At 71.5% G+C, this 10,478-nt stretch carries 11 protein-coding genes and 1 pseudogene; 7 read left to right on the top strand and 5 right to left on the bottom strand.

The genetic code is table 11. From position 1 onward, the window contains the following. Positions 1–2 precede the first annotated feature (2 nt). On the bottom strand, positions 3–1,532 hold the full coding sequence (locus ACIBEJ_RS08185; protein WP_397181913.1) for an ABC transporter substrate-binding protein: 1,530 nt from the start codon (positions 1,530–1,532) through the stop codon (positions 3–5). An 11-nt stretch (positions 1,533–1,543) separates the two neighbouring features. Next, the gene (locus tag ACIBEJ_RS08180; RefSeq protein WP_397181912.1) at positions 1,544–2,413 is read right to left on the bottom strand and encodes a serine hydrolase; all 870 of its coding nucleotides are present in this window, start codon (positions 2,411–2,413) and stop codon (positions 1,544–1,546) included. Positions 2,414–2,496: 83 nt separating this feature from the next. Here ACIBEJ_RS08180 and ACIBEJ_RS08175 point away from each other — a divergent pair, with 83 nt between their 5' ends. The 5 genes from ACIBEJ_RS08175 to ACIBEJ_RS08155 all read left to right on the top strand — a co-directional run bounded on the left by ACIBEJ_RS08175 (position 2,497) and on the right by ACIBEJ_RS08155 (position 7,276). Then, complete coding sequence (locus tag ACIBEJ_RS08175; protein WP_397181911.1) at positions 2,497–3,669, top strand: LacI family DNA-binding transcriptional regulator; 1,173 nt, start codon at positions 2,497–2,499, stop codon at positions 3,667–3,669. Between the two features lie 105 nt (positions 3,670–3,774). Further along, entirely contained in the window at positions 3,775–5,292 is a 1,518-nt protein-coding gene (locus ACIBEJ_RS08170) for an LCP family protein (RefSeq protein ID WP_397181910.1), read from the top strand. A 49-nt stretch (positions 5,293–5,341) separates the two neighbouring features. Beyond that, positions 5,342–5,833: a hypothetical protein gene (locus ACIBEJ_RS08165; RefSeq protein ID WP_397181909.1), complete on the top strand. Its 492-nt coding sequence runs from the start codon at positions 5,342–5,344 to the stop codon at positions 5,831–5,833. A 68-nt stretch (positions 5,834–5,901) separates the two neighbouring features. Next, positions 5,902–6,879 (top strand): polyphosphate kinase 2, encoded by a 978-nt coding sequence (gene ppk2 / locus ACIBEJ_RS08160; RefSeq protein WP_397181908.1) that lies wholly within the window; start codon positions 5,902–5,904, stop codon positions 6,877–6,879. A gap of 22 nt (positions 6,880–6,901) precedes the next feature. Continuing rightward, the gene (locus ACIBEJ_RS08155; RefSeq protein WP_397181907.1) at positions 6,902–7,276 is read left to right on the top strand and encodes a thiol-disulfide oxidoreductase DCC family protein; all 375 of its coding nucleotides are present in this window, start codon (positions 6,902–6,904) and stop codon (positions 7,274–7,276) included. On the opposite strand, the gene ACIBEJ_RS08150 is transcribed toward ACIBEJ_RS08155, so the two are convergent. Beyond that, positions 7,181–8,056, bottom strand: a complete 876-nt coding sequence (locus ACIBEJ_RS08150; protein ID WP_397181906.1) for an HTTM domain-containing protein — start codon at positions 8,054–8,056, stop codon at positions 7,181–7,183. The two genes, ACIBEJ_RS08155 and ACIBEJ_RS08150, sit on opposite strands and share 96 nt — an antisense overlap. Continuing rightward, positions 8,041–8,484: a hypothetical protein gene (locus ACIBEJ_RS08145; RefSeq protein ID WP_397181905.1), complete on the bottom strand. Its 444-nt coding sequence runs from the start codon at positions 8,482–8,484 to the stop codon at positions 8,041–8,043. The genes ACIBEJ_RS08150 and ACIBEJ_RS08145 overlap by 16 nt, the downstream gene beginning before the upstream one ends. 190 nt (positions 8,485–8,674) lie before the next feature. Here ACIBEJ_RS08145 and ACIBEJ_RS08140 point away from each other — a divergent pair. Continuing rightward, positions 8,675–9,058 (top strand): annotated as a pseudogene (locus tag ACIBEJ_RS08140) (NB-ARC domain-containing protein); the annotation flags it as partial. Here ACIBEJ_RS08140 and ACIBEJ_RS08135 read toward each other — a convergent pair. Next, complete coding sequence (locus ACIBEJ_RS08135) at positions 9,011–9,394, bottom strand: hypothetical protein (RefSeq protein ID WP_397181904.1); 384 nt, start codon at positions 9,392–9,394, stop codon at positions 9,011–9,013. The pseudogene ACIBEJ_RS08140 and the gene ACIBEJ_RS08135 sit on opposite strands and share 48 nt — an antisense overlap. A 37-nt stretch (positions 9,395–9,431) precedes the next feature. Here ACIBEJ_RS08135 and ACIBEJ_RS08130 point away from each other — a divergent pair, with 37 nt between their 5' ends. After that, on the top strand, positions 9,432–10,454 hold the full coding sequence (locus ACIBEJ_RS08130; protein ID WP_397181903.1) for a LuxR C-terminal-related transcriptional regulator: 1,023 nt from the start codon (positions 9,432–9,434) through the stop codon (positions 10,452–10,454). Positions 10,455–10,478: the final 24 nt, after the last annotated feature.

Below are 10,478 nucleotides of genomic sequence, written 5' to 3'. Positions count from 1 at the left end.
GCTCAGCCCATGCCGACGACGCGGATGTCGTCGTACCCGGTCAGCAGCCGTTCGAAGTCGCGCACCTTGTCATTGGTGGCGAAGTACAGCTTGCGATTGCAGATGGGGACGTTGTAGGCGTTCTGCGCGGCCAGCTTGACGATCTCCCGGTAGCCGCTCTCCCGCTCGGCGGGCTCGGTCGCGGCCCGTGCCCGCTCGGCGAGCTCCTCGATGCGCGCGACGCTCAGGTCGCCCGGATTGTTGAGCCCGCCCTTCAGGTAGTCCTGCTGGGTGATGAGGCCGGGGTCGGGTCCCGCCGCGCCGATCTGGCTGAGCAGCGCGTCGGCCTCGCCGCGGTTCTGGTAGAGGTCGATGGACTGGTCGGCGCTCATCGGGCGCAGCCTCATGTCGACCCCGACCTGCTTGAACTGGTCCTGTACGGCCTCGCCCACCTGCACGTACGCGGTGTTGTTCCAGACCAGCGCGGTGAAGGAGAACCCGCCGGCCAGGCCCGCCTCGGCCAGCAGCCGCTTGGCCTTGTCCGGGTCGTAGGGGTAGGCGCCGTCGAGCGAGGGCTCGTGCGCCCAGTGCCCGGCGGGGGCGGGCTGCACGGTGGGCAGGCAGGAGTTCAGCAGGAGCTTCTCGGCGATCGTGCGGCGGTCGACGGCGTGGTTGAGCGCCTGCCGTACGCGGGGGTCGCCGAACTTGGAGCGGGCGGTGTTGAGGTTGATCTGGTAGACCAGCCCGGTCAGGAACTCGTTCACCTTGAGCCCGGAATCGCGGGCGGTGTCCACCTGTTCCGGGCGGATGAGCGTGGCGTCGTACTGGCCCGAGCGCACGCCGTTGAGCCGGGTGTCGTCCTCGTTGACGAACGACATCTCCAGGCCCTTCATGCGCTGGGCGGCGGGGTCGTGGTAGCCGGTGAACGGCTGGTAGACCACGCGGTCGTCACGCCGGTAGGAGGTGACCCGGTACGGTCCCGAGCCCACCGGCGCGCGGTCCAGGTCCGGCTTGTCGAAGGCCGCGGGGCTGACCAGCGCGCCGCCGCGGTGGGCCAGGGCGGTCAGCAGCGCGGTCTCGGCGCCGGTGAAGGCGATGACGACCTTGCCGCCGTCGGCACGGACATCGGTGATCATCTTCAGCAGCGGCTTGGCGGTAGAGCCCTCGGCGGTCCTGGCGCGCTCCAGGTTGGCGCGGACGGCCTCGGCGTCCAGGGCGGCGCCGTCGTGGAAGCGGGCGCCGGCGCGCAGCGTGAACGTCAGGTCCTTGCCCCTGCGGCTCCAGGACTCGGCCACCATGGGGCCGATCCGGCCGTCGGGCAGCACCGTGACCAGCCGGTCGTAGATCGGGAAGAGGTAGAGCTCGTCCCACGCGGTGGAGGCCTTGTGCGGGTCGAGGGTCGAGGGGAAGGCGGTGTAGGCGAAGCGCAGGACCCCGCCGCCCGAGGCGGAGCGCGCGGGTTCCCCGCCGCCGCGCGCACATCCGGCGCCGAGGGCGCAGGCGGTGAGCACGGCCAGGGAGGCCGCTGCGACGCGGCCGGTCAGACGTGACATCTGAAGCCTCCTTACGGATGCAACTCCTCCCAGCACGCACGGCTGAGACTGGCAATGTGGCCCCGTGCCCCCGCGACCCCCGGCAGCCCGTCGGGCAGGACCGGGGGGACCTCGTCGGTGTAGACCGCCAGGACGTAGCGGGGCTCCCCGCCCGCGAAGAACACCCCGGCGTCGCTGACGTCCCGCCATCCGGCGCCGCTCTTGTGCGCGACCGGCGTGCCGTACGGCAGCAGCGCCGGCAGCGCGTCCCTGAACTGCTGGCGGCGCAGCACGTCGAGGGCGAACGCGCACAGGTCCGGCGGGCACCCGAGGCGCTCGACCGCCTGCGAGCGCCCGGCGGCGCCGTGCGCGATGAGCTCCAGAAGGTGTGCCTGGTCGTCCGGGGTGGTCGCGTTCGTGGCCTCGACCGGGTGGTCGGGCGCGAGCGCGGGGATCAGCGCGTGGCGGTGGCGGGTGGCGGTGAGCCCGGCCCGCTCGCACCACGCGTTGACCGCGTCGAGCCCGATCCGGTCCAGGACGTGCGCGGTGGACAGGTTGTCGCTGAGGATGATCATGAGGGTGACCGTGTCGCGCAGTGACAGGGTCAGCCCGGCGTCCAGGTGTTGCAGGAGGCCGGTGAACACGCGGTCGCGGTAGCGCCCGTCGATGGTGACGCGTTCCTCCAGGTCCAGCTCTCCCCGGTGGACCGCGCGCAGGACCGTCATCATGACCGCGACCTTGCGGGTGCTGGCCGCGGGGAACAGCCGGGACCCGTGCCGCGAGGCGCGGCCCGCTTCGGGTCCGAGGCCGATGAGCGACCAGCCCGTGACGAAGTCCTGGGCCGCGCACAGCGCGTCAAGGCGCCGGGCCGCTCGTTCCAACTGAGCCCTACTCGGATGCATGACGGGGACTCTAGGCCAAATCGATTTGGCATCACAAGGGTCGGTGACAAATCGATTTGGCGAATGGGCTTAAGGTGGCTCCCATGAAGACCTCACGGCCGCGCCCCCGGATCCGCGACGTCGCCGAGGCGGCCGGCGTCTCGGAGACGACGGTTTCCCACGTGCTCAACAACAAGGGGCGGGTCGACGCCGCGACGCGGGCCAGGGTGGCGGAGGTGGCCGAGCGGCTGGGCTACCGGCCCAACAGCAACGCCAAGAGCCTGCGCTCCGGCCGTACCGACACGATCGCCCTGCTGCTGCCGGTCGGCGTAGACACCACCAACAGCCACCACATCCTCGCCGTGGACTTCTACCTCTCGCTTACCGTGAACTGCGTGGAGGCCGCCTTCGACCGCGACCAGGCCCTGCTGCAACTGCCCCCGCTGCGCGAGATCGGCGACCTGCGCAGGTTCAGCATCGACGGCGGGATCGTGGTGGACCCGGTGCCGCGGGATCCGCGCGTGGCCATGTTCCACCGGCTCAACCTGCCGGTGGTGACGATCGGCAGGGACATCGCGAGCCCGCGGGACCCGTGGTGGGTGGCCGCCGACAGCGTGGCCAGCACGACGGCGGTGCTCGACCACCTCGCCGCCGCGGGGGCCGAGCGGGTCGCGATGCTCTCCGTCGACATCGAGTGGTCGTGGTTCACCGACGCCGAGCGCGCCTACGCCGAGTGGACCCGGGCGCGCGGCGGCGACCCGCTGCTCGTCCTGGCCAAGCCCGACAAGCTGCCCGCCAGCGCCGCCGAGGCCGCCGACGCGCTGCTCGACCTGCGCCCCGACGCGGTCTACGCGCCGCCCCAGTGGCTCGCGACCGGTCTGCTGCGCGCCGCCCGCGAGCGTGGGGTACGCGTGCCCGGCGACCTGCTCGTCGCGGTGGGAGTCGACAGCCACCTCGCCCGCACCAGCGAACCGCCCCTCACCGCCGTCGACCTCGACCCGGCCCGCACCGCGAGGGAGGCCGTCGACCTGCTGGCCCGCCGCATCGAGAACCGCGACCCCGAAGGCCCCCGCCTCATCCCGGCCGGCCTGCGCCCCCGCGCCTCCACCCGCAGCCAGGACCCCGCCTCCACAGCCGGCCACAAAGCCGCCCCGGCCCCTGGCCGGAAAGGCGCCACCGCTCCCGGCAAGGAAGGCGCTTCGGCTCTCGATCGGGAAGACGCCGCCGCTCCCGGCCGGGAAGCCGCCGCCGGCCCCGGGAAGGAAGGCGTCTCCTGAAGGCTGGAACCCCTGCTACCTTGTTTCCCCACATCGCATTTCTGTGCAAATCTGTACGTTTGTCGTGAAAGCTGGGGCGGCGTGGGGAAGTCGAGCGTTCTGTCAGTGATCGGCTGGACGCTGCTGTCCGTGCTCGTGCCCGGCGCCGCGCACCTGCGCGCGGGCCGGCGGCGCACCGGGTTCGTGATCCTCGCGCTCTACGTCCTGCTCCTGGCCGCCCTGACCACGGTCGTCCTGGTCAACGGCAAGCAACTGGCCGGGCTGGCGCTCGACCCGTCGTGGCTGACCGGGCTGATCATCGGCTGCGTGGCGGGCGGCCTGGCCTGGCCCGCCGTGGTGATCGCCTCGTACGTGGTGATGCGGCCGGGCAGCCTGCCGCGACGGGCCCAGGCCGCCACCGGAGTGGTCGCGGGAGTGCTGGCCGTCGTGGTGGCGGCGCCGTTCACCTGGGTGGCGGCGACCGCGCGCACCTCCGACGACGCGATCCGCGAGGTGTTCAAGGAGACCGCGTCCAAGCCGATCGACCCCAAGGACCCCTTCGACGGGCGCAGGCGCATCAACATCGCCCTGCTCGGCGGCGACGGCGCCGCCTCCCGGCAGGGCGTCGGCATCAGGACCGACAGCATCAACGTGGTCAGCATCGACGTGAAGACCGGCGACTCGGTGCTGTTCTCGCTGCCCAGGGAGATGGAGAACGCGCCGTTCCCGCCCGGCAGCCCCATGGCCAGGCGGTTCCCGCCGCCCAAGAACTTCTGGCTGCCGCCCGGCCAGGGACGCGGCAGCGCCGACCTGCTCAACGGCGTGTGGGCGTACGCAGAGGGCCACCCCGAGGTGACCGGCACCGCCCGCACCCGCGCCGGCGACGCGCTCAAGGGCGCGCTCGGCCAGATCCTCGGCCTCAAGGTCGACTACTACATGATGGTCAACATGTGGGGCGTGGCCCGGCTGATCGACGCGCTGGGCGGCGTCACCATCAAGGTCGAGCGCGACATCTGCTACGGCGTCGGCCGCAGCGACGGCGGCGTGGTCAAGGCCGGCACCCACAAGCTCACCGGCGAGCAGGCCCTCTGGTACGGCAGGGCCCGCGACCACCCCGGCAGCACCTGCGCCGGAGGCGACAACAGCACCCGGATGAAGCGCCAGCAGTGCGTCATGAACGCGATGCTCAGCCAGCTCCAGCCGGCCAACGTGCTGCTGAAGTTCAACGCGCTGGCCCGCGCGGCCAAGAGCACGTTCGTCACCGACATCCCCCGTGACCTGCTGGGCGAGCTCGTCCCGCTGGCCGACAAGGTCAAATCGGGCCGGGTCACGACGATGAGCTTCGTGCCGCCCGCCTACAACCCCGCCTACCCGGACTTCCCCCGCATCCGCAGGGCCGTGCGCACCGCCACCGAGGGCAGGACTCCGGCCAAGCCGACCCCGTCCGGCACACAGACGGGCACGTCGTCACCCTCGGCCACCGCCACGCCGCCGCCGGGCGCGCCCTCGGCCGCCACGACATCACCGTCCGGCACGCCGCAGGCCACCACGACGATCCCGTCCGGCACGCCCTCGGCCTCCGTCACGAAGAAGCCCAGACCGTCCACCGGCCTGTCCAGGCTGAGCGCCACCTGCGCGGCCTGAGCCCCGTCAGGGGGAGCGTTTTGTCGCCGCATCCGGCTACTCTCCGGGTGTGGATGCTGTCGAACCGCTCCAGATGCCGCCGATGGTGCTTTACCAGGGCAAGACTCACGCGTTCCTGCTGGCCTGGCGACGCGGGACCGACCAGTGGGAGGGCCGGCTGGCCGTCCCTCAGTCGCAGCTCGACGTGCGCGGCGAGCCGGTGCACGGGCTGAACTACCGCTGGGCCCCGGCGGGCGAGCTGAACAAGCTGCCCCGCGTCGACTACTCGGCCGTGCCGCGCCCCGGTCCCGGCGAGCCCGACCCCCAGCCGTTGCGGATGCCGCCGATGGTGCTGGTCAAGGGTGGCGACCCGGCGTTCCTGCTGGCCTGGCGGGCGTACACCGAGGAGGGGCGGCGTGGCTGGGAGGGCTTCCTGGCGGTGCCGCCGGGGTCGGCGGCCCAGGGCGGCGACGTCGTCCACGTGCGCGTGGGCGCCGGCGCCATCACCAAGCTGCCCGAGGTGGACTACAGCGAGGTGCCCGCGCCCGCCCGGCCCGCCTGATCGGTGTTTGCCCAACGTTCGCCTGGTTCGCCGGAAGGTTCGGGCCGTGCCTGGGTAGCTGGGAGGACATGGGAAACACTGACGCGGCCGGGCAGAGCGCGCCCCCGATCGGAGAAGGCGTCATCGATCCGCGGGTCGCGGCCGAGGAGAGCCCCTTGCTGGAGGCCATCCCCGGGCTGAGCGTGGACAGCTCCGACGACGACGATCCGGTCCTGCTCCGTGCCAACGGCCAGGCGGTCTCCACCTGGCGCGAGCACTACCCGTACACCGAGCGGATGGACCGCGCCCGCTACGAGCACGACAAGCGGCTGCTCCAGATCGAGCTGCTCAAGCTCCAGTACTGGATCAAGCACACCGGCGGGCGGCTGGTGATCCTGTTCGAGGGGCGCGACGCCGCGGGCAAGGGCGGCACGATCAAGCGGTTCACCGAGCACCTCAACCCGCGCGGGGCGGCGGTCGTCGCGCTGGAGAAGCCGAGCGAGCGCGAGCGGACCCAGTGGTACTTCCAGCGCTACGTCGCGCACCTGCCGGCGGCGGGGGAGATCGTGCTGTTCGACCGCTCCTGGTACAACCGCGCGGGGGTGGAGCGGGTCATGGGGTTCTGCACCGACGAGCAGTACCACGAGTTCATCGAGCAGGCGCCGATGTTCGAGCGGATGCTGGTCGAGTCGGGGATCCACCTGGTCAAGCTGTGGTTCTCGGTCTCGCGCGCCGAGCAGCGCACCCGCTTCATCATCCGGCAGGTGGACCCGGTCAGGCAGTGGAAGCTCTCGCCCATGGACCTGGAGTCGCTGGACCGGTGGAACGAGTACACCACCGCCAAGGAGGAGATGTTCCTGCACACCGACACCGATGCCGCGCCCTGGACGGTGATCAAGAGCAACGACAAGAAGCGGGCCAGGATCGAGGCGATGCGCCACGTCCTGAGCCAGTTCGCGTACGAGGACAAGGACGAGAGCGTGGTCAAGACCCCCGACCCGCTCATCGTGATCTCCGCGGCCGACATCGTCGACGAGGACCACAGCGCCCTGAACGGCGAGAGCTGAGCCGAGGCGTTAGGTTGGCCGCATGACAGCCGTGCTCGTCTACGACGGAGACTGCGGGTTCTGCGCCACGTGCGTGCGCTTCATCGAACGGCGCATGCGCGTCCGGGCGCGGATCACCGCCTGGCAGGCGGCCGACCTGGCCGCCCTCGGTGTGACGGCGGAGCGGGCGCGCCACGAACTGCTGTGGGTGACCGATCACGGCGTGTACGGCGGCGCCCAGGCGGTGGCCAAGCTCCTCCTGCACGCCGGCCTGCCCTGGAGCCCGCTCGGCGCGGTCCTGCGGGTGCCGCCGGTGCGCTGGCTAGCCCATGGCGTCTACCGCCTGGTCGCGGGCAACCGGCACCGGCTCCCCGGCGGCACCGCGGCGTGCGCGCTGGACGATCCGCTCAAGCGGTAGGAACGCCGCCAGGCAGATCACGTGCGGCAGGAAGTGGATCGTGATGGCCGCCCAGGTCAGGAAGTGGAAGGCGAGGAAGAAGGCCACCCCGGCGTACAGCAGCCTGCCGCGCAGGAACAGCAGGACCGGCGAGGCCGTCTCGGCCAGCAGGACCAGCCACTGGCCGATGAGCAGCGCGCCGGGCAGGCCCGCCACGACGTGCCCGAAGAACGTGCCGCGCCGGGTGACCGCCCACTGGAAGGTGGCGCCGTTGGGCCACTCCCAGCCGCCGTGCCGGATCTTCGCGTAGGCGGACAGGAAGTAGGTGGCCACGACGGCGATCCGCACGCACCGCAACGCCCACCCCGCCGCCTGCGCGCGCCCGTTCGTCACCTCCCTGGCGGTCACGCCGACCGTGGGCAGGACGAACAGGGTGACGATCAGGGCCAGGTGGTCGTGGTCGACCTTGCCGTAGGACATGGCCAGCACGGCCCAGTACGTGTAGCCGAGCGCCACCGCGTACCCCGCCGCGCGCGGCAGCCGGCCGGCCGCGGCGACCAGCGCGCCGAGCACGACGACCCCGAACAGGACGTACACCAGCGGCTCACTCGCCCCGGGCAGGTGCAGCAGGCGCGCGAGCAGCACCGGGCGGTAGATGGACGAGCCGTGCGCGTGACCCCACACGCCTCCGGTGAACAGGATCATGTCCACCGGCAGGAACAGGTAGACGATCACCGCCAGGATCCGCACCCGCCGCAGCGGCGCCTGCGGGAACCACCACGAGGTCAGCGCACCTGCCATGTCACCCTCTCCACGTCGTGCGTCGACGCCGGCCGCCGGTCCTTCAGCGTGATGACCTTGGTGATCACGTAGATCCTGGTCAGCCGGGGGTCCTGCGGGCGGATCCTGGCGTGGTTGTCGGCCAGTTCCTGCAGCAGCGACGGGTCGGCCACATAGCGTCCGAGCTGGCCTTCGAGCTCGGCGCGGCGGATGCCGACGTAGTACGGCTCGATCGGGATCTCCACGCGCGTGCCCGCGGCGGTGTCGGCCCGCATGATCAGCGATCTGATCTCGCCGTCCGGCGGGATGCTGAACGCGTACTGCACCATCGGCCCGAAAGGGAAGAGGTCGTCGTCACCGGCGACCGTGCCGTATCCGAGCGCCATGAGCACGGCTGTCGCCGCGGCCAGGCGCCAGATTCTTTTCCCCCGGGAAAGAATCGCCCCCATGCGCCCAGGAAACTACCAGGATCAATCTCGTGTTTCCGGGCATTTCCCGATAAATACAGATATGTCAACAAAGGACGACGCCTCAGATCGGGCCGACACGCCAGCCGGAATCAGGAAATTCGGCGTGTCCCATTCGGAGCTGAACGATCCTCTATCCGGCCCGTGACCGGCCGGTTACGATCCCGGAGTGATGATTTCGGCAACAGAGCGGCGAATGGGGCGGCTGCCTGCGGAATTCACGAGCTTCATCGGCAGGGACGCCGAGCTGCACGAGATTCTGCGACTGTTCCGTCAATCCAGGCTCATTACGCTGGCCGGACCCGGCGGCGTGGGCAAGACGCGGCTGGCGATCCAGGCGGTCGCGCAGACCGCCGAGAACTACGCGGACGGGATCTGCTTCATCGACCTCGGCGCCCTGCACGAGGCCGACCTGATCGCCGCCACGGTCTGCGAGTCGCTGGGCCTGAGCGCCCAGAACGTCGGCGCGCCCCACACGATCCTGGTCGAGTACCTGTCCACCCGGCACTTACTCCTGATCCTCGACACCTGCGAGCACCTGGTCGACGCCTGCGCCGACCTCACCGAGCACCTGCTGCGCGCCGCCCCCCGGCTGACCATCCTGACCACCACCCGCATCCCGCTGAACATCCCCGGCGAGCACGTCCTCGGCATCGGCCCGCTGACCTGCGCGCCGCCCGCCGCCGAGGACGAGCCCGAGCTGTCGGAGGCGGCCAGGCTGTTCGCCGACCGCGCCACCGCCGTCGCCCACGACTGGCAGCTCACCACCACGAACCTGCAGCCCGTGCACCGGCTCTGCGAACGCCTCGACGGCATCCCGCTCGCCCTCGAACTGGCCGCCGCCCACGTGCGCACCCTGTCGGCCGAGCAGATCCTGGCCAGGCTCGACCACCGGATCCTGGAGGTCCCCAGTCGCCCGCCTGATCGCGATGCACGGGCTCATCGGCGAGGCCCGCTACTGGGCCAAGCGGGCCTTCCCCGCCACCACCGCCTGCGGCGAGGGCCTGGCGATGCACGCGCTGTTCACCGTCATGCACAACGAGGTCGAGGCCGCCGGGCCGCTGCTCGACACGGCCGCCGCCCTCGCCGCGTCGACCGGCGACGAGGCGCTCAAGGGCTACGTCGCCCTCGTGTACGGCGTCGCCGGCCTGTTCTCCGGCGAACTGGCCGAGGCGCGGGCCCGGCTGGAGGAGGGCAGTGCGATCCACGCCCGCCTGGGCACCCGCGACGTCCTCGTCCCGCTCGGGCCGGTGTTCATCGCGGTGGTCGCGGCCCTGCAGGGCGACTTCGACGGCGCCGTCGAGCAGACCGCCGCGGTCGTGGCGGGCGGGGCGCAGGCCGGCGAGCTGTGGGCCCGCTCCTACGCCGAGGCGGTGTGGGGCATGACGCTCATGCTCGGCGGCGAGCCGTCGGCGGGACTGGTCCGGCTGCGCGAGGCCCTGCGCGTCAAGCACGACCTCGACGACATGCTCGGCATCGCGCTCTGCCTGGAGTTCTACGGCGGCTGCCTGGTCAACCTCGGCACCCCGGAGGCCGCCGCGCGGCTGATCGGCTCCGTCGAGGACGCGCGCACGGCCAGCGGCATCTCCATGTTCGGCCCCCAGCACACGCTCATCAGGGAGATCATGGAGCAGCAGTGCAGGGACGCGCTGGGCGAGGAGGTTTTCGACGCCCAGCGCCGCATCGGCCACCGGATCGGCCTCGAACAGACCGTGGCCGGCATCCTCGCCGAGTCCGACCCGCCGGCGCCCGCGCAGAGCCCCGAGCCGCTGACCAAGCGGGAGTACGAGATCGCCCTGCTGGTCTCCCAGGGGCTGACCAACCGGCAGATCGCCGAACGGCTCGGCATCGCCAAGCGCACCGTGGACACCCACATGGAGAACATCCTCACCAAGCTCGGCATCTCCTCCCGCGTCCAGATCGCCGCCTGGATCCGGGGCGAGGCCGGGTGACGGCTCCCGTGCGGCGGAAGCCGT

It is taken from the genome of Nonomuraea sp. NPDC050790 (assembly GCF_044456745.1).
GTDB lineage: Bacteria > Actinomycetota > Actinomycetes > Streptosporangiales > Streptosporangiaceae > Nonomuraea.
Note: the sequence above shows the minus strand (reverse complement) of the source record. Positions and strands in the feature narration are given on the sequence as shown.